The 23,841-nt window shown below is 70.8% G+C and carries 23 protein-coding genes; 20 read left to right on the top strand and 3 right to left on the bottom strand.

Going from position 1 to position 23,841, the window contains the following annotated elements; all coding sequences use genetic code 11:
- Positions 1-641 (bottom strand): hypothetical protein (locus AACH10_RS11655; protein WP_341410587.1); only part of this gene is annotated, 641 nt, incomplete at its 3' end.
- Positions 642-919: 278 nt separating this feature from the next.
- Here AACH10_RS11655 and AACH10_RS11650 point away from each other — a divergent pair.
- Positions 920-1,081, top strand: coding sequence for a hypothetical protein (locus AACH10_RS11650; protein ID WP_341410586.1), 162 nt, complete (start codon positions 920-922; stop codon positions 1,079-1,081).
- Between the two features lie 128 nt (positions 1,082-1,209).
- Here AACH10_RS11650 and AACH10_RS11645 read toward each other — a convergent pair whose 3' ends face one another.
- Positions 1,210-1,980 (bottom strand): OmpA family protein, encoded by a 771-nt coding sequence (locus tag AACH10_RS11645; RefSeq protein WP_341410585.1) that lies wholly within the window; start codon positions 1,978-1,980, stop codon positions 1,210-1,212.
- 624 nt (positions 1,981-2,604) lie between these two features.
- Here AACH10_RS11645 and AACH10_RS11640 point away from each other — a divergent pair.
- Entirely contained in the window at positions 2,605-6,015 is a 3,411-nt protein-coding gene (locus AACH10_RS11640) for an AAA family ATPase (protein WP_341410584.1), read from the top strand.
- Between the two features lie 57 nt (positions 6,016-6,072).
- Here AACH10_RS11640 and AACH10_RS11635 read toward each other — a convergent pair whose 3' ends face one another.
- Positions 6,073-6,456 carry a hypothetical protein gene (locus AACH10_RS11635; RefSeq protein ID WP_341410583.1) on the bottom strand — a complete coding sequence of 128 codons (384 nt, stop codon included), beginning with the start codon at positions 6,454-6,456 and terminating at the stop codon, positions 6,073-6,075.
- 131 nt (positions 6,457-6,587) lie between these two features.
- Between AACH10_RS11635 and AACH10_RS11630 the strand changes: the two genes are divergently transcribed.
- From AACH10_RS11630 to AACH10_RS11545, 18 genes are all read left to right on the top strand, one after another.
- Positions 6,588-6,995: a DUF1924 domain-containing protein gene (locus tag AACH10_RS11630; RefSeq protein ID WP_341410582.1), complete on the top strand. Its 408-nt coding sequence runs from the start codon at positions 6,588-6,590 to the stop codon at positions 6,993-6,995.
- 16 nt (positions 6,996-7,011) lie between these two features.
- Entirely contained in the window at positions 7,012-7,527 is a 516-nt protein-coding gene (locus tag AACH10_RS11625) for a diheme cytochrome c (RefSeq protein ID WP_341410581.1), read from the top strand.
- A gap of 106 nt (positions 7,528-7,633) precedes the next feature.
- Positions 7,634-8,275, top strand: coding sequence for a cytochrome b/b6 domain-containing protein (locus tag AACH10_RS11620; protein WP_341410580.1), 642 nt, complete (start codon positions 7,634-7,636; stop codon positions 8,273-8,275).
- Between the two features lie 44 nt (positions 8,276-8,319).
- On the top strand, positions 8,320-8,997 hold the full coding sequence (locus AACH10_RS11615; protein ID WP_341410579.1) for a response regulator: 678 nt from the start codon (positions 8,320-8,322) through the stop codon (positions 8,995-8,997).
- Positions 8,997-10,370, top strand: coding sequence for an ATP-binding protein (locus tag AACH10_RS11610; protein WP_341410578.1), 1,374 nt, complete (start codon positions 8,997-8,999; stop codon positions 10,368-10,370). The genes AACH10_RS11615 and AACH10_RS11610 overlap by 1 nt, the downstream gene beginning before the upstream one ends.
- Positions 10,371-10,562: 192 nt before the next feature.
- Positions 10,563-11,879, top strand: coding sequence for an ABC transporter substrate-binding protein (locus AACH10_RS11605; RefSeq protein WP_341410577.1), 1,317 nt, complete (start codon positions 10,563-10,565; stop codon positions 11,877-11,879).
- Between the two features lie 95 nt (positions 11,880-11,974).
- Complete coding sequence (locus tag AACH10_RS11600; protein ID WP_341410576.1) at positions 11,975-12,859, top strand: carbohydrate ABC transporter permease; 885 nt, start codon at positions 11,975-11,977, stop codon at positions 12,857-12,859.
- 15 nt (positions 12,860-12,874) lie between these two features.
- Entirely contained in the window at positions 12,875-13,708 is an 834-nt protein-coding gene (locus AACH10_RS11595) for a carbohydrate ABC transporter permease (RefSeq protein WP_341410575.1), read from the top strand.
- 14 nt (positions 13,709-13,722) lie between these two features.
- On the top strand, positions 13,723-14,769 hold the full coding sequence (locus tag AACH10_RS11590; protein ID WP_341410574.1) for an ABC transporter ATP-binding protein: 1,047 nt from the start codon (positions 13,723-13,725) through the stop codon (positions 14,767-14,769).
- A gap of 13 nt (positions 14,770-14,782) precedes the next feature.
- Positions 14,783-15,517 (top strand): SDR family oxidoreductase, encoded by a 735-nt coding sequence (locus AACH10_RS11585; protein WP_341410573.1) that lies wholly within the window; start codon positions 14,783-14,785, stop codon positions 15,515-15,517.
- Between the two features lie 40 nt (positions 15,518-15,557).
- Positions 15,558-16,970, top strand: a complete 1,413-nt coding sequence (gene dalD / locus AACH10_RS11580; protein WP_341410572.1) for a D-arabinitol 4-dehydrogenase — start codon at positions 15,558-15,560, stop codon at positions 16,968-16,970.
- A 14-nt stretch (positions 16,971-16,984) separates the two neighbouring features.
- Positions 16,985-17,917, top strand: coding sequence for an AraC family transcriptional regulator (locus AACH10_RS11575; RefSeq protein WP_341410571.1), 933 nt, complete (start codon positions 16,985-16,987; stop codon positions 17,915-17,917).
- 3 nt (positions 17,918-17,920) lie between these two features.
- On the top strand, positions 17,921-19,411 hold the full coding sequence (gene xylB / locus AACH10_RS11570; protein ID WP_341410570.1) for a xylulokinase: 1,491 nt from the start codon (positions 17,921-17,923) through the stop codon (positions 19,409-19,411).
- A gap of 60 nt (positions 19,412-19,471) precedes the next feature.
- Positions 19,472-20,056, top strand: a complete 585-nt coding sequence (locus tag AACH10_RS11565) for a cysteine hydrolase family protein (RefSeq protein ID WP_341410569.1) — start codon at positions 19,472-19,474, stop codon at positions 20,054-20,056.
- 100 nt (positions 20,057-20,156) lie between these two features.
- Positions 20,157-20,825 (top strand): signal peptidase I, encoded by a 669-nt coding sequence (lepB, locus tag AACH10_RS11560; RefSeq protein WP_341410568.1) that lies wholly within the window; start codon positions 20,157-20,159, stop codon positions 20,823-20,825.
- Positions 20,826-20,938: 113 nt separating this feature from the next.
- A complete protein-coding gene (locus AACH10_RS11555) occupies positions 20,939-21,502 on the top strand; it encodes a hypothetical protein (protein ID WP_341410567.1) in 564 nt (187 codons plus the stop codon).
- Entirely contained in the window at positions 21,499-22,323 is an 825-nt protein-coding gene (locus AACH10_RS11550; RefSeq protein ID WP_341410566.1) for a M14 family metallopeptidase, read from the top strand. The genes AACH10_RS11555 and AACH10_RS11550 overlap by 4 nt, the downstream gene beginning before the upstream one ends.
- Positions 22,324-22,520: 197 nt before the next feature.
- Entirely contained in the window at positions 22,521-23,840 is a 1,320-nt protein-coding gene (locus tag AACH10_RS11545) for an ABC transporter substrate-binding protein (RefSeq protein ID WP_341410565.1), read from the top strand.
- Position 23,841 lies beyond the last annotated feature (1 nt).

Below are 23,841 nucleotides of genomic sequence, written 5' to 3'. Positions count from 1 at the left end.
CCGGCGCTGCTGGCAGCACCCAGGTCAGAGAAGGTGGTGCCGCTGGCAATGTGCAGCACGCTGCTGGGGTAGGAGGTGCTGCCCGAGGAGTAGCCCGATTCAACACTGATGCGGCCGTTGCCTGCCGTCCAGGTGCTGTCGCCGTTGAGGTTGAGCGTGTAGCTGTACACGAGGGCCTGGTTGGCCTGGCCATTGAAGTTGGTCGCACCTTGCACGTTCGTCGTGCCGCCGGTCAGAAACGTGCCCGACGACAGCGTGCCTGAGTTGAACACCAGTGATTGAGCACTCAGCGTGGCCGTGCCCTTCAGCGTGGCGCCGCCGCTCAGGGTCAGCCCGGACACGTCAACGTTGCCGTCCAGGATCACGGAGACACCGTTGCCGCTGATCAATGCCGTGTCCTGGGCACCTGGAATCCCCAGCAGCGTCCACTTGCTGCTGTCGGACCACAGACCACCCCCTCCCTGCCAGACATAGTCAATGGCCATGGCCGGCGATTGCCATGTGGCCAGGGCCAGCGCGATGGCATGCCAGCGCCATGCCGGGCGCAGGCCCGGACCCGATCGAGCATGGCAGCCCGCACGTCTGGCGCAAGCTGTGGACAATACCTGAAACCGGAAAATGCCGGTGAACTTGACGGACATCTGAACTCCCTCCCTGAGCTTTTTGACGAGCGGCCTCAGGCCATGATCGGGTCGATGCGGACCCCGCACGCAACCCGCACGCCCACCCACCAGCAATGATCGCGAGGGATACGTGACTGGCGCGTTAAATTCACGGCATCAGAACAAGGGGGAGTCCTGAATTGGGTGGCTCGAATGGATTGGCGCAAGAGACGCCGACATTGGTGCTCCTGGGTTCTCCAGCGGTGGTATCGGCCAGCGGCGACTGCGTGGCGCTGGAGCGACACGATGCGGCCTTGATGGCGCTGCTGCTGGATGGCCCGCAGGCACGGCAGGACGTACCCACGCTGCTGTGGCCGACCATGCCGCAGACCAAGGCCATGGCCAACCTGCGCCAGCGGCTGTTCAGGTTGCGCCGTGCGGTGGGGAATGCGCCGGTGACTGACAATGGGCCGCTGTAGTTGGCCGATGGCGTGGTACATGACTTGAACCCGCAGGCCGCTCCGGACGATACCCAGGCTTCGCCATCCGAGTTCAACCTGTTGGCCGGCCATTGCCATCCGCCCGGCGAGCCGTTCCAAGATGACGCTCAGGCCGGCGGCCTGACCAGAATCTCGACACGGCGGTTCTGCTGGCGACCAGACTCCGTGGTGTTCTCGGCCACAGGCCGCAAGTGGCCATAGCCCACGGCTCGCAATCGGCTGCCATCGATGCCGGTGCTGCGCAGATAGCTGACCACCGACGACGCGCGGTTCTCTGACAGCTTCTGGTTCTCCGCTGCTGCGCCGACGTTGTCGGTGTGTCCGACCACTTCGGCCGTCAGACCGCAATACTCACGAATCACCTGGCCGACCTGATTCAGCGTGGGTTTGAATCCCTCGCTGACTGCATAGCTGCCACTGGGAAAGAGCACCGAGCCTGGGATGTCCAGCTTCACCGAACCATCGGGCATCTGTGTGGTCTTGATGCTGCTGCCAAACTGAGAACCGGCCAGTCCGCCAGCCAATGCGCCCAGCAGCATGCCGTTGCGAGCGCCAACCGATGGCTTGTTGGACAGTTGCGATCCGAGTGCTGCCCCGATGATCCCGCCAGCGATTGCGCCGCCCACCGTGGCTTGTTGCGCTTCAACCAGTGGCCTGCAGCCCCCGGTACCGCTGCCACTGGCAACCGTGCTGGCTGCGCCAGCACCTGCGCTGGCCAGTGGCATGGTGTTGCAGCCGCTCAGCCCAATCGACAGCGCCAGCACGATGCCGATGCCGCGACTCGAACTGCAAGAGACGGTCAGTCGATCTTTAGGCGGTGAGGGGCGGCGACGAAGATTCGACGAGGCAAGAGTGTTCGAGGTGCGCGGAACTTCCATGGTCAGGATGCTTTCTCTTGGTCGGGCGGTGGGGCACCGTGCCAGTGAGGTGCCTGTGGGTTGAAACTGGGAAGTGGCAAACAACGTGGGGCGACTGCCCAATGGAGGCAGAGCGCACGCAAGTCGAATGGCTCCGGTTCGCAAGCAATGGTGATCGGCGATGCGTGACTGCAGCGTTAGATTCGTGGCACTCGAATGCGGGGAAGGGCATGGCAGGACGGTTCCAAGGCCCCGCCATTCGGAGCGAGTGACGCGACGTCTGTCACCCTTGGCCTTTGACCAAGCCAATCCTGAGTTGGCGAACGCTGTTGATTACGCGTTGGATTGCGCGCTGCACGGCAGGTCCCGTTTGCATTCCGCAAAGCCCGCGCAGCACAGCCTTTCAGACCATTTCGACTTCATGACGCGTCACATTCCCTGAGCGATCATCGTGAGTCTCCTCGGCCAGGAGGTCGGGACGTTTTGTCTGACTATCCACAGCGTGCGTGACTGACGCGTTAGATTTGGGGAAAGTGAGTACGGGGAGGATTGACGTTGGGAGGTTCGATTCGATCGGCGAACAGAGCGCCGACATTGGTGCTGCTGGGTGCGCCGGCGGTGCTGTTGCCAGATGGCGGGCGAGTGATGCTGGAGCGGCACGACGCCGCGCTGCTGGCGCTGCTGGTGCTGGATGGCCCGCAGGCGCGTCAGGATGTGGCCGCGCTGCTGTGGCCGGCCGTGCCGCAGGCCAAGGCCCTGAGCAGCCTGCGTCAGCGGCTTTACAGGCTGCGTCGCGTGGTGGGCCATGCGCTGGTGAGCGAAGATGGTGCGCTGCAATTGGCCGATGGGGTGGCGCACGATTTGCATGCCACGGCTGAACTGGTTGGCGCGTCGGCCTCGCCGTCCGAGTTTCTGCTGCTGGCCGGGCATCACCATCCACCGGGCGAGGCGCTGTCCGAGCGCCTGCTGGCGCTGCGCGAGCGCTGGCTGCAGGCCCGCGTGGCGGCGCTGGAGGCGCGTGCCGACACGCTGGAGGGCGAGGGCGAACTGACGGCCGCCCTGGACATCGCACAGCGCCTGCGCGCGGCCCAGCCGGCCAGCGAGCGCGCGGTGCGCCGCTGCATGCGCCTGCTCTATCTGCTGGGCGACCGCGGCCAGGCGCTGGCCGAATACGAGCGCTGCCGCGTGCACCTGCGCACCCATCTGGGGCTGGCGCCCGACGATGACACCGAGCAGTTGGCACGCCTGGTGGAATCAGCACGTCTGCCAGGGCGTGCGCCTGCGGGCGCGCTCACGCCGGCCGTGGCCTTGCTGCGGCCGCCGCGGCTGGTGGGGCGCGACGCAGTGTGGGCGCGGTTGCAGGCAGCCGCCCATGCCCGGCTGCCGGTGCTGGTGCGCGGCGAGCCGGGCATCGGCAAGAGCCGGCTGGTGGGCGACTTCGGCCGCAGCCATGCCCGTGCGCTGGTGCTGCGTCCGGCGCCCGAGGCACGGCACCTACCCTATTCGCTGGCCCTGGCCTGGCTGGAAGCCTGGCGCGCCCTGGGCCTGGCGGTGCCTGAGCCCGCTGAAGCCATCCAGTCGCTGGCGCTGGTGGCGCCGCCGCAGTGGGGTTGGGGCCCGGCGGCGCCGGGCGCCGAACAGCCGCGGCGCCTGGCCCAGGCCCTGGCCGCGCTGCTGGCGCCCTGGGCGCGGCGCAGCGACGCCTGCCTGGTGGTGGACGACCTGCAATGGGCCGATGACCCGTCGCTGGCGCTGCTGCTGGCATGGCTGGATCTGGCCGGCACCGCCGGCCTGCCACCGGTGGTGCTGGCGGTGCGCTCGCAATCTGTGCCCCCGGTGCTCAGCCGCTGGCTGCTGGCCCGCCAGGGTGCCATGAACGCGGATGCGCAAGCGGCCCGGTCTGATCGCGCCGGCGCAACGGCGTCCCCCACTTCAGCCACGGCCCCGGTGCCGACGCCTGCGGTGGCCGCCAGCGTGCTCGATCTGCATCTGGGCCCGCTGGATGCCGCAGGCCTGGCCGATCTGCTGGCCAGCCTGCAGCAAGGCACGGCGCAAGCGCCGGCCGCCGAGGTGCAGTCGCTGTTGCGACGCACCGGCGGGCATCCGTACATCGTGCTGGAGATGCTGCGCCAGGGCCCGGGCGCGCGCGTGCCGCAAGCCCGTGGCGCCCGTGAGGCCGGCGTGGCGGCGGCCGCCGATGCTGCCGCCGGCCTGGATGCCCGGCTGCGCGCGCTGCTGGTGCGCCGCGTCGGCCACCTGCCGCCGCTGGCGCAGCGCCTGCTGCAGGTGCTGGCGCTGGCCGGTGGCGATGTGCCCGATGGCGTGGCGCTGCAGGCCTGCGGCCTCGACGGGCCCGATCTGGCCGAGGCCAGGCGCCAGCTGGCGGCAGCCCAGGTGCTGGACGACGACGGCCGTGCCTTCGACGTGGTGGCCGAGGCCGTGCAGACCGATCTGCCCACGGCGCTGGCGGTGCGTCTGCATCAGCGCCTGGCCCAGGCGCTGGCCGATGCGGCGGCACCGCCCGAGCGCGTGGCGCTGCACTGGGCCGCCGCCGCCTGCTTTGCCCAGGCGGCGCAGGCCTACCGTGCCGCGGCGCAGGCTGCGCACTTGCGTGGCCGGCTGCAGCAGGCGCTGGCCTTCCACGATGCCGCGGCCGCCGCGGCGGCACAGGCCGGCGAGCCCGAGGCGCAGTGGACCGATCTGCACTGCGGCCTGGCCGTGGCGCTGTTGCTGGACACCGATCAGGGCCTGCACCAGCGCATTACCAGCCTCGCCGCGCTGGCGCGCCACGACCAGCAGCATCTGCTGATCGCCCAGGCGCAGGCCCGTGCCGCCATCAATGCCTCGGATGCCGATGCAGCGCTGCCGGTGGCCGAGCGGGCTCTGGTGCTGGCCCGGCAGCTGTCCGATGCCGCGGCCGAACTCAGGGCTGCGGGCTGGCTGGGTCTGGCCAGGGTATTGAATGGGCGCGTGGCGCCGGGCCTGGCGCTGCTGCGCGGCATGCTCGGCCGGATCGAGGCGGTGGCCGACCCTCGTGCACGGCTGGATTTTTTCGGCGCGCACGGCTATGCGCTGCACCAGGCAGGCGACTATGCGGGCGCCTTGCAGGCCTTCGAGCAGACGCTGCGGCTGGCCGAATCTCTGGGCGAGCTGGGCGAGGCGCTGGAGCAGGCCAACAACCGCATGGTCTGCCTGGGCTCGCTGGGCCAGCGCGATGAGGCGCTGCGGGCCGGCGAGCACATGCTGGTGCTGTGGCAGCGCCTGGGCCGGCCCGAGAGTGTGTCGGCCATGTCGGGAATGGTGCAGCTGGCCGCGCTGTATGCGGCCCGCGGGCGCTTTGCCGAGGCCATTGAGCGGCTGCAATCGGCGCTGGCGGTTTGGCGCCAAAGCGGTCCGGCGGGCTGGCGCATCATCACCGAGCACCGCCTGGCCGTGGTCTATCTGCGCCTGGGCCAGCACACCCGCGCGCTGCAGGTGCTGACGCCGCTGGGCGATGACGACGATGCCGGCCGCGCCGCGATGCGGGTGATGGTGGCGTGCCGCATCGCGCACCAGCGTGGCGATGCAGTACTGCCGCGGCTGCGGCAGGCGCTGGCTGATTTCGGGCCGCGGCTGTCGGCCATGGACCGGCGTGCGCTGCATCTGCTGCTGGCGGCGCATCTGCCGGCCGACGACGGCCTGGCGCTGTCAGCGCAGGTGGCTGAGGAGGCCCTGGCCGCGAGTGATTTGCCAGCGCGCCGGCATGCGTTGGCGCGCCAGGCGCATTGCTGCGCGCGCCTGGGCCAGCATGAGTATGCGCGCGCCCTGGCCGCTGAGGCCTGGGGCCCGGGTGGCGAGCCGGCCCTGCTGGACCTGGATCACAGCAGCTACTGCTGGCTGGTGCACGAGACGGCTGCAGCGGTGGGCGACGCCGCGCTGGCCGCCGCAGCACAAGCCGAAGGCTGCCGCTGGATCCGGGCCGCCTTGCCGCATGTGCCCGAGGCGTTTCGCGACAGCTTTCTGCACCGCAACCCGGTGCACCGCAGCCTGATGCTGGGTGTGCCGGTGGAAGGCTGAGGTGCCGGGCGGCGGCGCTGCCGGCGGGCCGCGCGGCGGGCCGACCGCAAGGCTGCTCTACTGCATCACCGGCCCGTCGGGCCGCAGCACGCGGTCGTCGGCCAGGTAGCGCAGCACGAACTCGCGCGTGGCGGGGCAGGTGGCCGACTGGCCGGCCAGATCGGCCAGCGTGTCGCTGCTGCGCCAGACCAGGTGGCGCTGCACGTACTCGGCGTTGTAGCCGTCGGTGGCGCGCTGCCAGGCGTGCATCTCGGCGGCCACCCACACGGCGCTGGCCATGAAGCAGGCGAAGGCCGTGTCCACGTCCATCACGCGCAGCACCACCAGCGCGAACACCAGCAGCACCAGCAGCGGTGCCAGGCCCACCGCCAGCAGCGTGCGGGGCAGGGAGGGCGGCGCATACGGCGCCAGCGTGGCGTGGGGTGGTGGGGTGTGGGCCATGGCTCAGCCAGTGTGCGGGCGGGCAGTGCGCGGCGCTGCGCTGAAAACCGGGGGGATGCTCGCGCAGTTCGGCCGCCGCGACGGGCTCAGGGTTAAGAAAGCCCTAAGCGCCGGCGCGCACGATGCCTGTCATGAACTGCGCCACCTTCCTCCGCACCGCGGGCCTGCTGCTGGCCGTCTCCTCGCCACTCCTGTCGCCGGTGCAGGCCGCCACGCCGGCCGATCTGCTGGCCGGCTACACCGCTGCCGCTGGCGTGCCGGCCTCGGCGGCGCGCGGGCAGAAGCTCTTCACCACCCCGCAGGGGCGTGAATGGCGCTGTGCCAGCTGCCACGGCGAGGCACCCACGCAGGCGGGCAAGCACGCCGCCACCGGCAAGCCCATCGGTGCGCTGGCCCCGGCCTTCAACCCCGAGCGCTTCACCGATGCGGCCAAGACCGAGAAGTGGTTCCGCCGCAATTGCAACGACGTGATGGGCCGCGAATGCAGCGCCGGCGAGAAGGCCGACGTGCTGGCCTGGCTGCTGACGCTCAAGCCCTGACCCAGGAGAACCCACGATGACCCAGGCAATGTCCTTTCGCGCCGCCGTGCCGGCATGGCTGCTGCCGGCCGCTGCGGCGCTGGCCGCTGCGGCGCTGGCACTCCCCGGCGCGGCCCGCGCCGACGAGTCGCGCAGTGCCGCCGTGCCGCTGCTGCCGGCCTACAAGCAGGAGTGCTCGGCCTGCCATGTGGCCTATCCGCCCGGGCTGCTGCCGGCGGCCTCGTGGCAGCGGCTGATGACGAACCTGCCGTGCCACTTCGGCACCGATGCCTCGGTGGATGCCGCCACGCTGAAGGAACTGTCGGGCTGGCTGTCGGCCAACGCCGGCACCGCCAAGCGCGTGCGGCGCGATCCCACCCCGCCGCCCGACGACCGCATCACCCGCAGTGCCTGGTTCCAGCGCGAGCACCGCGAGGTGAGCGCCGCCACCTGGAAGCTGGCGGCCGTGAAGAGCCCGTCCAACTGCGCCGCGTGCCACACGCGCGCCGACCAAGGAAGCTTCAATGAACACGACATCCGCATCCCCCGCTGAGCCGAGCCCCCACGTCGCTGCGCTCCGGCCCCCTGAGGGGGCGCTCGGCCCCTTGGGGCGGCCCGGCGGGGCTGAGGCCGCCTCCGGCCGCCATCGCAGGGTCTTGGTGTGGGACGCCCCGGTGCGCGTCACGCACTGGCTGATGGTGGCCAGCTTCGCCGCCGCCTGGCTGACGGCCGAGAGCGAGCGTTGGCGCCTGCTGCACGTGAGCGCCGGCTACACGCTGGCCGGGCTGGTGGCGTTTCGCATCGTCTGGGGGCTGGTCGGCACGCGGCATGCGCGCTTTGCCAGCTTCGTGCGCGGGCCGGCGGCGGTGCTGGCCTACCTGCGCGGCCTGCTGGGTGGTCACGGCACGCACACGCCCGGCCACAACCCGGCCGGCGCGCTGGCCATCCTGGCCCTGCTGGGCGGCAGCGCGCTGCTCACGGCCTCGGGCTGGGCGCTGTACAACGAACTGGGTGGCCACGCGCTGGAAGAACTGCATGAGGCCCTGGCCAATGGCCTGCTGGCGCTGGTGGGCGTGCATGTGGCGGCGGTGGTCGTCAGCAGCCGGCTGCACCGCGAGAACCTGGTGCGCGCGATGGTCGATGGCCGCCAGTCCGGCGCGGCCGGCGACGCCATCCGCCGCCCCTGGCGTGGCGTGGCCGCCGTGGTGCTGGCCGCGGTGCTGGGTTTCTGGGCCTGGCAGTGGCACAGCGCGCCGGCCGCGGACATCACCGCCGCGCACTCGCAAGGCGACGATGATTGAGCCAGCGTGGGTGCCGCCGTCGCGCCACACCCGATACTGAGCCCATGCGCATCCTGCTGGCCGAAGACGACGCACTGCTGGGCGACGGCCTGCGCGCCGGCCTGCGCCAGCTGGGTTTCCAGGTCGACTGGGTGCGCGACGGCCTGGCCGCCGAGCGCGAACTGCGCGCCGAACCCTATGCCGCTGCGGTGCTCGACCTGGGCCTGCCGCGGCGCGATGGCCTGGACGTGCTGGCCGCCATCCGCCAGGCCGGCATCACGCTGCCGGTGCTGGTGCTGACCGCGCGCGACGCGGTGCCCGACCGCATCCGCGGCCTGGACACCGGCGCCGACGACTACGTGGTCAAGCCGATCGACCTGCATGAGCTGGCCGCCCGGCTGCGCGCCCTGGTGCGCCGATCGGCCGGGGCGCCGCAGGAGCAACTGCGGGTGCAGGACATCGCGTTGGACCCGGCCGCCCGCAGCGTCACCCAGGCCGGCCAGCCAGTGGCGCTGGCGCCGCGTGAACACGACCTGTTGCATGCGCTGATGCTGGCCGCCGGCCGCGTGCTCAGCCGCGAGCAACTGGAGCAGCAGCTCTACGCCTGGGGGCAGGAGGTGGAGAGCAACGCCATCGAGGTGCACATCCACCACCTGCGGCGCAAGCTGGGTGGCGCCGCCATCCGCACCGTGCGCGGCGTGGGCTACCTGATGCCGCGTGAGCGGCCCGCGGACCGGCCGTGATGGCGCCGCGATCGTTGCAGGCGCGCCTGACACTGGGCGTGCTGGCCCTGGTGGGGGCGGTGTGGCTGGCCACGGCGGTGCTGGTGGCTCGCGATGCCGGCCATGAGCTCGACGAACTGCTCGACGGCCACCTGGCCCAGGCCGCCGCGTTGCTGGTGGCGCAGCAGGCGCGCGAGCTCGACGATGCGCACGAGGGCCGCGACGAGCGCGCGATCGATGCGCCGGTGCTGCACCGCTACGCGCCGCGCGTCGCCTTCCAGGTGTTCCACGAGAACCGCCTGGCGCTGCGCTCGGCCGGTGCGCCGGCCGAGCCGCTGCTGGCCGAGGCGGTGGTGGCGCGGCACCAGGGCTTCCACACCGTCGAGCGCGACGGGCTGCGCTGGCGCGTGTTCGCCACCCGCGGCGCGGAGCACGACATCCAGGTCTATGTGGCCGAGCAGATGGTTGCCCGCAGCGAGATCGTGCGGGCCGTGCTGCGCAGCCTGCTGGCGCCGGCGGCACTGGCCGTGCCGCTGCTGGCGCTGGGCGTGTGGTGGGCGGTGCGACGCGGCAGTGCGCCGCTGCGCCAGCTGCAGGCCCAGCTGGCGCAGCGCGAGCCGCAGGCGCTGGCGCCGGTGGCCCTGCCCGACGCGCCGGCCGAGATGCAGCCCATGGTCCAGGCCCTCAACGCGCTGCTGGCGCGCATCGGCGCGCTGGTGGAGGGCGAGCGCCGCTTCACCGCCGACGCCGCGCACGAGCTGCGCACGCCCATCGCCGCCATCCGCGCCCAGGCCCAGGTGGCCCTGGGCGCCAGCAGCGAGCCCGAGCGCCGCCAGGCCCTGGCCGCCACGCTGGACGGCTGCGACCGCGCCACGCGCCTGGTGGCGCAGCTGCTCACGCTCAGCCGGCTGGAGGCGGCTGCCGACGCGCCGGCCCTGCAGCCGGTGGACCTGGTGGCGCTGGCGCGTCAGGTGGTGGCCGACGCCGCCCCCGAGGCCATCGCGCAAGACCGGCAGATCGCGCTCGATGCGCCTGCGTCGGCGTGCCCGGTGCCGGGCGACGCCACGCTGCTGGCCGTGCTGTTGCGCAACCTGGTGGACAACGCACTGCGCTACAGCCCGCCCGGTGCGGCGGTGCAGGTGTCGGTGCTGTCCGCGGCGCCGGGGCAGGGGGTGCAGCTGCGGGTGGACGACAGCGGCCCCGGCCTGTCCGAGGCCGACCTGGCCCGGCTGGGCGAGCGCTTCTTCCGCGTGCTGGGCCACGGGCAGGACGGCAGTGGCCTGGGCTGGTCGATTGTGCGGCGCATCGCCGACGTGCATGGCGCGGCAGTGACGGCCGGGCGCTCGGCCGCGCTGGGCGGGCTGGCGGTGTCGGTGCAGTGGCCGGCGGGCTGAAGGCCGATACGCTTTTGCATCGATTCAAGGAAAACCCTAGGTTTTCGATGCAAGAAAGTACACAAGCAGCCGGGTGAAGTACCGATTCCCGCTGTTTGCGGGCCTATCGTTGCGCCCTGTCGTCGGTGCAACTGGACCCTGCGCCGCGCCACCTGCCAAGACCTTCGTTCCCCCCTTGAGGAGACACAGACCATGAAGCTGTCCAAGCTCTCGTTCGCCCTGGCCGTCGGCCTGGCCTCGCTGGCCGCCACCGGCGCGCATGCCGCCACCGAACTCGTCATCGCCACCGTGAACAACGGCCACATGATCGAGATGCAGAAGCTGGCCAAGAACTTCGAGGCCGCCAACCCCGACATCAAGCTGAAGTGGGTGACGCTGGAAGAAGGCGTGCTGCGCCAGCGCGTGACCACCGACATCGCCACCAAGGGCGGCCAGTTCGACATCATGACCATCGGCATGTACGAGGCGCCGATCTGGGGCAAGAAGGGCTGGCTGCAAGAGCTGAAGACCGACGCCGCCTACGATGTGGATGACCTGCTGCCGGCCATCCGCAACGGCCTGTCCATCGACGGCAAGCTGTTCGCCGCGCCGTTCTACGGCGAGAGCAGCATGCTGATGTACCGCAAGGACCTGGCCGACAAGGCCGGCGTCACCGTGGGCGACAAGCCCACCTGGGACCAGATCGCCGACCTGGCCAAGAAGATCCACAACCCCAAGGACGGCGTGTACGGCATCTGCCTGCGCGGCAAGCCGGGCTGGGGCGACAACATGGCCTTCCTGAGCACGCTGGTGAACACCTACGGCGGCCAGTGGTTCGACATGAGCTGGAAGCCGCAGATCGACAGCAAGCCCTGGAAGGACGCCATCACCTTCTACGTCGACCTGCTGAAGAACTACGGCCCCCCGGGCTCGGCCGGCAACAGCTTCAACGAGATCCTGTCGCTCTACAACGCCGGCAAGTGCGGCATGTGGATCGACGCCACCATCGCCGCCAGCTTCATCACCGACCCCAAGCAGAGCAAGGTGGCCGACAAGGTGGCCTTCGCCAACGCCCCGACCAAGGCCACGCCCAAGGGCGCCAACTGGCTGTGGAGCTGGAACCTGGCGATTCCCGCCGGCTCGAAGAAGGCCGCCGAGGCGCAGAAGTTCATCCAGTGGGCCACCAGCAAGGACTACATCCAGCTGGTCGCCAAGACCAATGGCTGGGCCAACGTGCCCACCGGCACGCGCAAGAGCACCTACGCCTCGCCTGAGTTCCAGAAGGCCGCCAAGTTCGCCGCCGCCGAGAAGGCCGCGATCGACAGCGCCAACCCGAACGACAGCACCCTGCCCAAGAGCCCGTACGTGGGCGTGCAGTTCGCCGCCATCCCCGAGTTCCAGGCCATCGGTCTGGCCGTGGGCCAGCAGATGAGCGCCGCGCTGTCGGGCAAGAGCACGGTGGACGCCGCGCTGAAGGCCAGCCAGGCCACCGCTGACCGCGAAATGAAGAAAGCCGGCTACTACAAGTGATCGGATGGCGGCCTCGGCCGCCCGCTGATCACCTGTGAGCCGTCGGGCACAGCCTGGTGCTGTGCCCGACTCCTTTCCTTCTTCCGGGTCGCCCGATGTCTTCTACCGCTGCCCAAGCCGCACCCCGTCTGGTGCCGCGTCTGCTGCAGGCGCCCGCCGTGGTCACGCTCTTCCTGTGGATGATCGTGCCGCTGGTGATGACGCTGTACTTCAGCACCATCCGCTACAACCTGATGCAGCCCGACCAGAGCGGCTTCATCGGGCTGGCGAACTACGAGTTCTTCATCACCGATCCGTCCTTCGGCACGGCGGTGGTCAACACGCTGCTGCTGATCGGCAGCGTGATCGCGATCAGCGTGGTGGGCGGCGTCGCCCTGGCGCTGCTGGTCAACGAGCCGTTTCCCGGCCGCGGCATCGTGCGCATGCTGCTGATCAGCCCGTTCTTCGTGATGCCCACGGTCAACGCGCTGATGTGGAAGCACATGATGATGAACCCGATCTATGGCGTGTTCGCCCAGATCGCGCAGTTCTTCGGTGCCACGCCCGTCGACTTCATGGCCGACTGGCCGATGACCGCGGTGGTCATCATGGTCTCGTGGCAGTGGCTGCCCTTTGCCTGCCTGATCTTCATCACCGCGCTGCAAAGCCTGGACCGCGAGCAGATGGAGGCCGCACGCATGGACGGCGCCACCTGGTTCGCCCAGCTGCGCTACCTGGTGCTGCCGCACCTGGCGCGGCCGGTGGCGGTGGTGGTGATGATCGAGATGATCTTCCTGCTGAGCGTGTTCGCCGAGATCTTCACCACCACCGGTGGCGGCCCGGGCGATGCCAGCACCAACGTGGCCTTCCTGATCTTCAAGCAGGCGCTGTTGAACTTCGACGCCGGCGTGGCCAGCGCCGGGGCGCTGTTCGCGGTGCTGCTGGCCAACATCGTGGCCATCTTCCTGGTGCGCCTGATCGGCAAGAGCCTCGACAAGTAAGCAGTGAGCCCCACCATGTCCACCCGTCCCGTCCCGTTCGACTGGCTGCAGGCGCTGCGCACCGTGGCCGCCTGGCTGGTGTCGCTGCTGTACGTGTTCCCCTTGATCTTCCTGTTCGTCACGGCCTTCAAGACCGAGCTGCAGGCCATCGAGGTGCCCACGCTGTGGTTCTTCACGCCCACGCTGGAGGCCTTCCACGAAGTGCAGGAGCGCAGCGACTACCTGCTGTTCGCCAAGAACTCCATCATCACCAGCGTCGGCTCCACGCTGCTGGGCCTGCTGCTGGCCGCGCCGGCGGCCTATGCCATGGCCTTCTTCCCCACCCAGCGCACCAAGGACGTGCTGATGTGGATGCTGTCCACCAAGTTCATGCCCGCCGTGGGCGCGCTGGTGCCGGTGTACGTGATGGCGCAGAAGACCCACCTGCTCGACAGCACGCTGGGCCTGACCATCGTGTTCGCACTGAGCAACCTGCCGATCATGGTGTGGATGCTGTACTCGCACTTCAAGGAGATCCCGCACGAGATCCTGGAAGCCGCGCGCATGGACGGTGCCGGCCTGTGGGGTGAGTTCCGGCATGTGCTGGTGCCGCTGGGCATGGGCGGTCTGGCCTCCACCGGCCTGCTGTGCCTGGTGCTCAGCTGGAACGAGGCCTTCTGGAGCCTGAACCTCTCGGCGGCCAACGCCGGCACGCTGGCGGCGCTGATCGCCAGCTACTCCAGCCCCGAGGGCCTCTTCTGGGCCAAGCTGTCGGCGGCCTCGCTGATGGCCATCGCCCCCATCGTCGTGTTCGGCTGGTTCAGCCAGAAACAACTGGTCCAAGGTCTGACCTTCGGCGCCGTCAAGTAATTCCGGAGACACCCATGGCATTCCTCCAACTCCAGGGCATCCACAAGCGCTTCGGCCCGGTGCACACCATCAAGGGCGTCGACCTCACGATCGAGCGCGGCGAGTTCGTGGTCTTCGTCGGCCCCTCGGGCTGCGGCAAGAGCACGCTGCTGCGGCTGATTGCCGGGCTGGAGCGCATCGACGAGGGCCGCCTGGTGCTCGACGGCCGCGACATCACCGACGTGCCCAGCAGCCAGCGCGACCTGGCCATGGTCTTCCAGAGCTATGCGCTCTACCCGCACATGACGGTGGAAGACAACATGAGCTTCGCGCTGCGCCTGGCCAAGGCCGACCCGGCCGAGATCCGCCAGAAGGTGGGCCGCGCCGCCGAGATCCTGAACCTGGGCGCCTACCTCAAGCGCCTGCCCAAGGAACTGTCGGGCGGCCAGCGCCAGCGCGTGGCCATCGGCCGCGCCATCGTGCGCTCGCCCAAGGTGTTCCTGTTCGACGAGCCGCTGTCCAACCTGGACGCCGCGCTGCGCGGCCAGACGCGCGTGGAGATCGCCAAGCTGCACCGCGAGCTGGGCGCCACCACCATCTACGTCACGCACGACCAGGTGGAGGCCATGACCCTGGCCGACCGCGTGGTGGTGCTGAAGGACGGCCTGATCGAGCAGGTGGGCTCGCCGCTGGAGCTCTATGACCGCCCGGCCAACCGGTTCGTGGCCCAGTTCATCGGCACGCCGCAGATGAACGTGGTGCCGCTGGAGCAGACGCCCACGCTGGTGCGCAGCGAGGCACCCGCCGGCGCGGCCGGTGGCTCGGTGGGCCTGCGGCCCGAGAGCATCGTGGTGCAGCCGGCCGGCAGCACGCCGGTGGAAGCCAGCGTGGAGCTGATCGAGGCGCTGGGCGCCGAGACCCTGGTGTACGTGCGCACCTCGGCTGGCGCGCAGTTCGCCGCGCGCCAGAACAGCCGCAGCACGCTGCGCCCCGGCGAGCGCGTGAGCCTGACGCTGGACACGCGCCAGGCGCACTGGTTCGACACCGCCGGTCGCGTGGTGCCCGGCCGCGCCGCAGCCTGAGCGGGGGCCGGCGATGACCTTCTTCGGCAAGCTGCAGGGCCAGGTGGCCGCCGTCACCGGCGCAGCCTCGGGCATCGGCCTGGCCAGCGCCACGGCCCTGGCCGCGGCCGGCGCCCGCGTGGTGCTGATCGACCGCGACGAGGCCGCGCTGGCCCGCGCCTGCGCCAGCATCGGCGAGGCCGCGCTGCCGCTGGTGCTCGATCTGCTGGACGCCGCCCAGTGCAAGACCCTGCTGCAGCGCGTGCTGGCGCTGGCCGGCGGGCTGGACATCCTGCACGCCAATGCGGGCCTGTACATCGGCGGCGACCTGGTCGATGCCGAACCCGACGCCATCGACCGCATGCTGACGCTCAACGTCAACGTGGTGATGAAGAACGTGCACAACGTGCTGCCGCACTTCATCGCCCAGGGCCGGGGCGACATCATCGTCACCAGCTCGCTGGCGGCGCATTTCCCCACGCCGTGGGAGCCGGTGTACGCCGCGTCCAAATGGGCGGTGGACTGCTTCGTGCAGACCGTGCGGCGCCAGGTGTTCAAGCACGGCATCCGCGTGGGCGCCATCTCGCCCGGCCCGGTGATCACCTCGCTGCTGGCCGACTGGCCGGCCGAGAAGCTGGCCGAGGCCAAGGCCAATGGCAGCCTGGTCGAGGCCGCTGAAGTGGCCGAGGTGGTGCTGTTCATGCTGACCCGGCCACGCGGCATGACCATCCGCGACGTGGTGATGATGCCGACCAACTTCGACCTCTGATTGCTGTTCCCCTTTCCTGCCTGACCATCAAGGCCCGACCATGTTCACGATGCTCCACCTCGGCCTGGGTTCGTTCCACCGCGCCCACCAGGCCCTCTACATCCACCAGCTGCGCGAGGCGGGTGATACGCGCTGGCAACTGGCCGGCGGCAACCTGCGCCCCGACATGGCCGACACCATCGCCGCGCTGCAGGCGCAAGGCGGCGCCTACACGCTGGAGACGGTGACGCCGCAGGGCGAGCGCAGCTACACGCGCATCACCTCGATCAAGCACGTCATCGGCTACCAGCCCGACCTGGCGCCGCTGATCGCCGTGGGCGCCGATGCCGCCACGCGCATCGTGTCCTTCACCGTCACCGAGGCCGGCTACTACCTCGATGCGAAGAACCAGCTCGACTGGGCCGGCTTCCCTGAGCTGAAAGCCGACCTGGAGGCCGTGCGCGCCGGTACGGTGAGTGCCAGTGGCCACACCATCTACGGCGCCCTGGTGCGCCTGCTGCGCGCGCGCATGGCCAACGGCGCCGGTGCCGTCACGCTGCTGAACTGCGACAACCTGCGCCACAACGGCGACCGCTCGCGCAGCGGCCTGCTGCAGTTCATCGATGCGCTGGGTGATGCCGCGCTGAAGGCCTGGGTGGAGGCCCACACCAGCAGCCCCAACGCCATGGTCGACCGCATCACGCCGCGGCCCACGCCCGAGGTGGCGGCGCGTGTGAAGGCCGCCACCGGCGTGGACGACCCGGCCGCGCTGATGGGCGAGAGCTTCATCCAGTGGGTGATCGAAGACCGCTTCATCGCCGGCCGGCCCGCATGGGAGACCGTGGGCGTGGAGATGGTGGCCTCGGTGCAGGCCTACGAAGAAGCCAAGATCCGCCTGCTCAACGCCACGCACAGCTGCATCGCCTGGGCTGGCACGCTGGCGGGCATGCTCTACATCCACGAAGGCACGCACGACGCCGAGATCCGCCAGCTCGCGTTCGACTACGTCACCGACGACACGATTCCCGTGCTCGACACGCCCGAGCACCCGTGCCCGCTGAACTTGGCCCTTTACCGCGACACGGTGCTCGACCGCTTCGGCAACCCGGCCATCCAGGACACCAACCAGCGCGTGGCCATGGACGGCTTCAGCAAGATCCCCGGCTTCATCGCGCCGACGATCCGCGAGCGCCTGGCGCGCGGCGAGGGCATCGCCAGCGTCAGCATGCTGCCGGCGCTGTTCCTGGCCTACCTGCAGCGCTGGCACCGCGGCCAGATCCCGTACACCTACCAGGACCAGGCCATGGACCCGGCCGTGGCCCACGCCATCTGCGAGGCCGCCGACCCGGTGGTGGCCTTCGCCGCCGACCGCCCGCTGTGGGGCGAACTGGCCGGCGATGCGCGCCTGGTGGACGCGCTGCGCGTGGCCGATGGCCGCGTGCAGGACTTCGTTGCACGCCGCACGGCTGGCTGAAGAACGGTTCCTTCATGTCGGTCAAGCCCAGCCTGCCCCGCGACATCCGGCCTGAGCTGGAGCATGAGCTCGCGCGCTCGCCCGACCTGGGCTACGAGTCGTCCAGCGAGGTGGGTTTCGTGCGCTGCCTGTCGCACGGCTTTCCCACGCCGCTGGCGCGCTGGCACTACCACGACGAGTACGAGCTGCACCTGATCACCAGCACCAGCGGCAAGGTGTTCGTGGGCGACTGGATCGGGCCGTTCCAGCCGGGGCAGCTGGTGCTCACCGGCCCGCGCCTGCCGCACAACTGGGTGAGCCTGGACATGCCCGCCGGCGGCGTGGAAGAGCGCGACCTGGTGATCCAGTTCTCGCATGAGCCGCTGGCCCGCGCGGCCGACACCATCCCCGAGCTGCGCGAGGTGCTGCCGCTGCTGGAGCGGGCCAAGAACGGCATCGAATTCTTCGGCCTGTCCGATCGCGCTGAAGCGCACTGGCGCCGCGTCAAGGCCTCGCGTGGCCTGCGCCGCATCACCGCCTTCTGCGACTACCTGGCCGACCTGGCTGCCTGCACCGACTACCGCCTGCTGTCCAGCGTGCAGCTGCAAAGCGATGGCGACGATGCGGCGATCGCGCAGATCCACGCCGTGGTCAGCCGCATCACCGACCACATCGCCGACCCCATCACGCTGGCCGACGTGGCGGCCGAGCTGGGCATGAGCGAAAGCCGCTTCTCGCGTTTCTTCCGCCGCGCCACCGGCAACACCTTTGTCGACTTCGTCAACCGCGTGCGCGTGCACCGCGCCTGCCAGCTGCTGATGGAGAGCGACCGCCTCATCACCCACATCTGCTACGAGGTGGGTTTCAACAACGTGGCCAACTTCAACCGCCGCTTCCTGGAAGTCAAGGGCATGACGCCCAGCGATTTCCGCAAGCAGTCGGCCAACCGCTTCGCGGGATCGAATTAATCCATGTACCTCGGCATCGACCTCGGCACCTCGGAGATCAAGCTGCTGCTGCTGGCCGACGATCACCGCATCGTCGCCACCACCGGTGCGCCGCTGACGCTGCAGCGCCCGCAGCCGCTGTGGAGCGAGCAGCACCCGGCCGACTGGTGGGCGGCGCTGGATGCGGCGATGGCCCAGTTGAAGCACCAGGCGCCGCAGGCCCTGGCCCAGGTGCGCGCCATCGGCCTGTCGGGCCAGATGCATGGCGCCGTGCTGCTGGATGCCCAGGGCCAGGTGCTGCGCCCGGCCATCCTGTGGAACGACGGCCGCTGCGGCGCCGAATGCGCCGAGCTGGAAGCGGCCGTGCCGGCGCTGCACCAGATCGCCGGCAACTTGGCCATGCCCGGCTTCACCGCGCCCAAGCTGCTGTGGGTGCGCAAGCACGAGCCGGCGCTGTTCGATCGCGTGGCCACCGTGCTGCTGCCCAAGGACTGGCTGCGCTTCGAGCTGAGCGGGGGCGGCCAGGTGGGCGAGAAGGCCATGGACGCCAGCGACGCCTCCGGCACGCTGTGGCTCGATGTGGCCGCGCGCCGCTGGAGCCCCACCGTGCTGGCCGCCTGCGGGCTGAGCGAGGCGCAGATGCCGCGCGTGGTGGAAGGCAGCGACGTGGCCGGCCACCTGAGCGATGCGCTGGCCGCGCGCTGGGGCCTGCCGGCGGGCATCCCGATCGCCGGTGGCGCGGGCGACAACGCCGCCAGCGCGGTGGGCATCGGCGCCACCGCGCCGGGCCAGGGCTTCGTGTCGCTGGGCACCAGCGGCGTCATCTTCCTGGCCGGCAGCCGCTACCGGCCCAACCCGCCGGCGGCGGTGCATGCCTTCTGCCATGCGCTGCCGGGCCGCTGGCACCAGATGAGCGTGATGCTCTCGGCCGCCAGCGCGCTGCGCTGGGCCAAGGAGGCCACCGGCGCGGCCAGCGAGGCCGAGTTGGTGGCCGAGGCCGAAGCCCTGAGCCCCGCCGAGCGCGAGCGCGCGCCGATCTTCCTGCCTTACCTGGGCGGTGAGCGCACCCCGTACAACAACCCCGAGGCCCAGGCCGCCTTCATCGGCCTGACCCACGCCCACGGCCGCGGCCACCTGGCGCAGGCGGTGCTGGAGGGCGTGGGCTTCGGTCTGCTGGACGGCTGGCAGGCCCTGGACGCCGACGAGCGCGCGCTGGCGAAGCAGCTGTCGCTGGTGGGCGGCGGCGCACGCAGCGCGCACTGGGCGCGGCTGCTGGCCACGCTGATCGAACGCCCGCTGGTGCTGCGCGAGGGGGGCGAGACTGGCGCAGCGCTGGGCGCCGCACGCCTGGGCTGGCTGGCCGAGCAGGGCCTGCAGGCCGACGAGGCGGCCATCTGCGCTGCGGCGCCAGTGAAGCAGGCCTTCGAGCCGGTGCCGGCCTGGCGCGACGGGCTGATGGCGCGGTACGCGCGCTTCAGGGCGCTGTATCCCCGCCTGAACGGCCGCGCAGGCTGAGCTCGGGCACACTGCGCGCACGGCCGGTGGCATGGGCCATCGCCGCTGCAGGGAGTGACCATGGCGAGCGTGCGTGACGGGCACCGGGCAGTGCTGCTGGTGGTGGATGCGCAAGTGGGCGTGATGGCCCAGGCCTGGGAGGCGACGCGGGTGATCGCCAACATGGCGCGCGCGGTGGACCGCGCGCGTGCGCAGGGCGTGCCGGTGATCTGGGTGCAGCACGCCAACGACGAGCTGCAGCCGGGCACGCCGGCCTGGCAGTGGGTGCCCGAGCTGGTGCCGGCGGCCGGCGAGACGCTGATCCCCAAACAGTACAACTCGGCCTTCGAGGACACGCCGCTGGAAGCGCGCCTGGCCGAGCTGGGCGCCACGCACCTGGTGCTGGCCGGCGCCGCCACGGGCTGGTGCATCCGCGCCACCGCCTATGGCGCGCTCGACCGGGGCTATGACCTCACGCTGGTGAGCGACGCCCACAGCACCGACACCCTGGCCCTGCCCGACGGCCAGCGCATCGAGGCCGAGGGCGTGGTGCGCGACCTCAACACCGCGATCACCTGGCTGCGCTACCCCGGCCGCGCCAATGCGGCGGTGCCGGTGGCGCAGCTGGACTTCAGCGGCCCGCCGCAGCGGGCGCGCTGGGGCTGAACGTCTGAAGCCGCTGCCGACCGCGGAACCTCCGCGCACCAGCCGGGTCTGTCGTGCGGGCGGCCAAGGGGGGCACGCCAGACCGACGAGGGAGTGTGCAATGACGACATGGCTGCGCGAGAACCGCGCGTTCCTGGTGTTCCTGCTGTGCTTCGGCTTCTTCCGCACCGCGGTGGCCGACTGGAACCCGGTGCCCACCGGCTCGATGCGGCCCACCATCGTCGAAGGCGATGTGGTGCTGGTCAACCGCCTGGCCTATGACCTGAAGCTGCCGCTGACCGACCGGGCACTGGCCCGCCTGGGCGAGCCGCGGCGCGGCGACATCGTCACCTTCAGCTCGCCCGCCAACGGCACGCGGCTGATCAAGCGCGTGGTGGCCTTGCCGGGCGATGTGGTGGAGATGCGCGACGAGGTGCTGTTCGTGAACCACCAGCCCGCGCGCTATGCCGGCTTCCAGCAGCACAGCGAGCCGCTGGCGCCGGCCGTGCACGTGCCCGCCACACGGGCGCGCGAACAGCTGGACGGCCACGAGCACACGGTGCAGTTCCTGCCCAGCGTGGGCGCGCGGCGCAGCTTTGCGCCGGTCACGGTGCCGGCCGACCATGTGTTCGTGCTGGGCGACAACCGCGACAACAGCGAGGATTCGCGCTACATCGGCACCGTGCCGCGCCATCTGCTGATCGGCCGGGCCCACCATGTGCTGGTGTCTGCGGACATCACCGGATCCTGGCTGCCGCGCCTGGGGCGTACGCTGTCGGTGTTGCAATGACACTGGCGGGCCGTGCGCTGGCACGCCGCCCGGCCTGGAGACCGCCCGATGCCCGTACCTGTTCTGCCCACCCTGACCCCGCCGCCACCCCGCCTGTGCGCGGCGCGGCGCGCATGAGGCGCGCCGCCCGCGTCGCCTTGCTGGTGGGCGGCAGCCTGGCCCTGCTCGGCTGCGCCTCGCGCGAGGCGCAGCGCGCCGAGGCCGTGGCCACCTCGCCGCTGGTCGACCTGAACCTGATGCAGACCATCATTCCCGAGGTGCTGCAGGCGGCGCAGAAGTCGCCCTACGGCCCGCCCGACGCCCCGCTGCCCGGCAGCGCCGACGCGCGCGGCTGCCTGCCGCTGCAGGCCGAGATCGACGCGCTGGACGAGGCCCTGGGCCCCGACCTGGACGCGCCGCCCAACCCCGACAACCCCGGCCTGATCGAGCGCGGCACCACGCTGGCCACCGACGCCGCCTTCGGCGCACTGCAGCGCACCGTGGAGGGCGTGGTGCCCTTCCGGGGCTGGGTGCGCAAGCTCAGCGGCGCCGAGCGCCGCTCGCGCCAGGTGGCGGCGGCCATAGCCGCCGGCGGCGTGCGGCGCGGCTTTCTGAAGGGCCTGCGGCAGGCGCGCGGTTGCCCGGTGCCGGCGCCGCCGTCGGCGCCCGCGGCCTCGGCGCCCGGAGTGGCCCGGTGAGCGCGCCGCCCGACGGCGGCACGCTGCCGCCACCCGATGTGTGGCCGCGGCCCGAGGGCGGCGCCAGCAACGACCTGGCGGCCTTCGAGGCCGAGTTCGCCGCCATCGCTACCGCGCGCGGCTTCGCACCCGAGCGGCTGGGCGACGCGCTGGGCCATGCCATCACCCGGTGGCAGCGCCCGGCCGATGCGGCGCCGGATGGCGCGCCCCGGCTGCTGATCGCCAGCGGCTTCCATGGCAACGAGTCGGCCGGCCCCTGGGGCCTGGTGCTGGCGCTGCGCCTGCTGCCCCAGGCGCTGCTGGCGCGCGTGCACCTGAGCCTGTTGCCCCTGGTGAGCGGTTCGGGCTTCACCGCCGGCCGGCGGCTCAACGCGCTGGGCCAGAACCCCAACCGCGGCATGGGTGGCCACGGCGGTGCCCATGCGCCCTCGGCCGAGGGCGAGGTGCTGCTGCGCCATGGCGAGCGCCTGGCCGCCGCTGCGCGCGACGGCGTGCTGGCCTGCCACGAAGACCTCACGCGGCCCTGGGCCTATGTCTACAGCTTCGAGCCGCAGGCCACGCCAGGCCCGTTCAGCCAGTGCCTGGTGGCCGCCGGCGCCCGCTGGTTTACCCTGGCCCCCGATGGCGACGTGGATGGCTGCACCGTGCGCGGTGGCCTGATCCACAACCACTTCGACGGCTCGTTCGAATGCTGGATGACCGAATGCGGCGCGGCCGTGGCGGCCTGCATCGAGACGCCGGGCCGGGCCGATTTCGCGCGCCGCACCCAGGCCCAGGCGGCCATGGTGCTGGAGTTCCTGGCGCAGCGCGCGCCCGGCTGAGGCCCCGGGCCTGCTGTCGCAGCCTGCGACAGCCCGCCGGGCACCTTCCGGCCGGGCAAAGGCGCGCTTCCACAAAGGCGAACGGGTGCGGCCAGGGGCCGGTTGCATACTGCGCCGGCCAGCCCCGGCAAGGGGCCTAGGCAACGCCGTGCGTGGCCCCGATGCCGCCCGGCTCCCCGTACAAGCAGGAGACACCGATGCGCCTTTCCCACCTGTCCCAGGCCCTGGCCGCGCTGGCCTTGTCGGCCGCCGTTCTGGCCCCCGCCGCCGCGCAGGACAAGCCGGCTGAACTGAAGGTGGGCATCACCACCTTCACCTCGGGCGCGGCCAGCGTGTTCGGCGTGCCGGGCAAGGCCGCGGCCGAGCTGCTGATCGACGAGATCAATGCCAAGGGCGGCATCGGTGGCGTCAAGGTGGTGCCCACCTTCATCGACGAAGGCATCGGCGGCGACAAGATGCTCAGCGAGTACCGCCGCCTGGTGCAGGAGCAGGGCGTGAAGGTGATGCTGTCGGCCATCAGCAGCGGCAACTGCAACATCGTGGCGCCGGTGGCCGAGGACCTGAAGGTCCTGAACGTGATGTGGGACTGCGGCACCGAGAAGATCCTCGAGAACAAGCGCTTCAAGTACGTGGTGCGCACCCAGGCCAACGCCACCACCGAGATGGTGGCCACGGTGCTGTACCTGCTGAAGATGAAGCCCGAGTTCAAGACCGTGGCCGTGGTCAACCAGGATTACGCCTGGGGCCGTGACAGCTGGGAGATCTTCATCAACACGCTCAAGGCCCTGAAGCCCGACGTGAAGGTGGTGGCCGAGATGTTCCCGAAGCTGGGCGCGTCCGATTTCTCCACCGAGATCTCGCGCCTGCAGGCGCTCAAGCCCGACGTGGTGCTCAACACCAGCTGGGGCGGTGATCTGGACACCTTCGTGCGCCAGGCCGCGCAGCGCGGCCTGCTCAAGAGCGGCACGCAGTTCGTGCTGCCGCTGGCCGAGAGCAGCTTCGAGCGCCTGGGCGATGCGCTGCCCGAGGGCGTGATCGTCGGCGCCCGCGGCGACCACTACTGGCTGCACCCCGAAACCCAGAACGACCCGGCACACAAGGACTTCATCGCCAAGTTCAAGGCCAAGACCGGCGCCTACCCGATCTATCCCACCTACCACATGGCCCAGGCCCTGGTGGGCCTGAAGACCGGCTACGAGGCGGCGATCAAGGCCAACGGCGGCAAGTGGCCCAGCCCCGAGCAGGTGGCCGAGGCCATGCGCAAGATGAAGTTCAAGGCCTACGGCCGCGAGGTGACGATGCGCGAGGACGGCCAGGGCCTGGAAGCCCAGCTGCTGGGCGTGACCAAGCGCACGCCCAAGTACCCGTTCGCGGTGATGGACAAGATGGTCATCGTGCCGGCCGAGCTGGTGACCACACCGGTGGGCCAGCAGTCGCCGAACTGGGTGAAGTCGATCAACCCGGCGGTGCTGAAGGTGCTCACGTCCGACCAGCTCAAGACCCACGATTTCAAGTGAC

The sequence above is a fragment of the Pseudaquabacterium inlustre genome (genome assembly GCF_038066595.1).
Lineage (GTDB): Bacteria > Pseudomonadota > Gammaproteobacteria > Burkholderiales > Burkholderiaceae_C > Pseudaquabacterium > Pseudaquabacterium inlustre.
This window is presented reverse-complemented; position numbering and strand designations above follow the sequence as displayed.

What these genes read in the sequence shown, in the direction of transcription:
- AACH10_RS11610 (WP_341410578.1), top strand. Translation starts at nt 8,997, where the DNA reads ATGGCGCCGCGATCGTTGCAGGCGCGCCTGACACTGGGCGTGCTGGCC.
- AACH10_RS11640 (WP_341410584.1), top strand. Translation starts at nt 2,605, where the DNA reads ATGCTGGAGCGGCACGACGCCGCGCTGCTGGCGCTGCTGGTGCTGGAT.
- AACH10_RS11565 (WP_341410569.1), top strand. Translation starts at nt 19,472, where the DNA reads ATGGCGAGCGTGCGTGACGGGCACCGGGCAGTGCTGCTGGTGGTGGAT.
- AACH10_RS11615 (WP_341410579.1), top strand. Translation starts at nt 8,320, where the DNA reads ATGCGCATCCTGCTGGCCGAAGACGACGCACTGCTGGGCGACGGCCTG.
- xylB (WP_341410570.1), top strand. Translation starts at nt 17,921, where the DNA reads ATGTACCTCGGCATCGACCTCGGCACCTCGGAGATCAAGCTGCTGCTG.
- AACH10_RS11575 (WP_341410571.1), top strand. Translation starts at nt 16,985, where the DNA reads ATGTCGGTCAAGCCCAGCCTGCCCCGCGACATCCGGCCTGAGCTGGAG.
- AACH10_RS11605 (WP_341410577.1), top strand. Translation starts at nt 10,563, where the DNA reads ATGAAGCTGTCCAAGCTCTCGTTCGCCCTGGCCGTCGGCCTGGCCTCG.
- AACH10_RS11600 (WP_341410576.1), top strand. Translation starts at nt 11,975, where the DNA reads ATGTCTTCTACCGCTGCCCAAGCCGCACCCCGTCTGGTGCCGCGTCTG.
- AACH10_RS11650 (WP_341410586.1), top strand. Translation starts at nt 920, where the DNA reads ATGGCGCTGCTGCTGGATGGCCCGCAGGCACGGCAGGACGTACCCACG.
- lepB (WP_341410568.1), top strand. Translation starts at nt 20,157, where the DNA reads ATGACGACATGGCTGCGCGAGAACCGCGCGTTCCTGGTGTTCCTGCTG.
- AACH10_RS11545 (WP_341410565.1), top strand. Translation starts at nt 22,521, where the DNA reads ATGCGCCTTTCCCACCTGTCCCAGGCCCTGGCCGCGCTGGCCTTGTCG.
- AACH10_RS11555 (WP_341410567.1), top strand. Translation starts at nt 20,939, where the DNA reads ATGAGGCGCGCCGCCCGCGTCGCCTTGCTGGTGGGCGGCAGCCTGGCC.
- AACH10_RS11635 (WP_341410583.1), bottom strand. Translation starts at nt 6,456, where the DNA reads ATGGCCCACACCCCACCACCCCACGCCACGCTGGCGCCGTATGCGCCG.
- AACH10_RS11595 (WP_341410575.1), top strand. Translation starts at nt 12,875, where the DNA reads ATGTCCACCCGTCCCGTCCCGTTCGACTGGCTGCAGGCGCTGCGCACC.
- AACH10_RS11625 (WP_341410581.1), top strand. Translation starts at nt 7,012, where the DNA reads ATGACCCAGGCAATGTCCTTTCGCGCCGCCGTGCCGGCATGGCTGCTG.
- AACH10_RS11585 (WP_341410573.1), top strand. Translation starts at nt 14,783, where the DNA reads ATGACCTTCTTCGGCAAGCTGCAGGGCCAGGTGGCCGCCGTCACCGGC.
- AACH10_RS11590 (WP_341410574.1), top strand. Translation starts at nt 13,723, where the DNA reads ATGGCATTCCTCCAACTCCAGGGCATCCACAAGCGCTTCGGCCCGGTG.
- AACH10_RS11645 (WP_341410585.1), bottom strand. Translation starts at nt 1,980, where the DNA reads ATGGAAGTTCCGCGCACCTCGAACACTCTTGCCTCGTCGAATCTTCGT.
- AACH10_RS11630 (WP_341410582.1), top strand. Translation starts at nt 6,588, where the DNA reads ATGAACTGCGCCACCTTCCTCCGCACCGCGGGCCTGCTGCTGGCCGTC.
- dalD (WP_341410572.1), top strand. Translation starts at nt 15,558, where the DNA reads ATGTTCACGATGCTCCACCTCGGCCTGGGTTCGTTCCACCGCGCCCAC.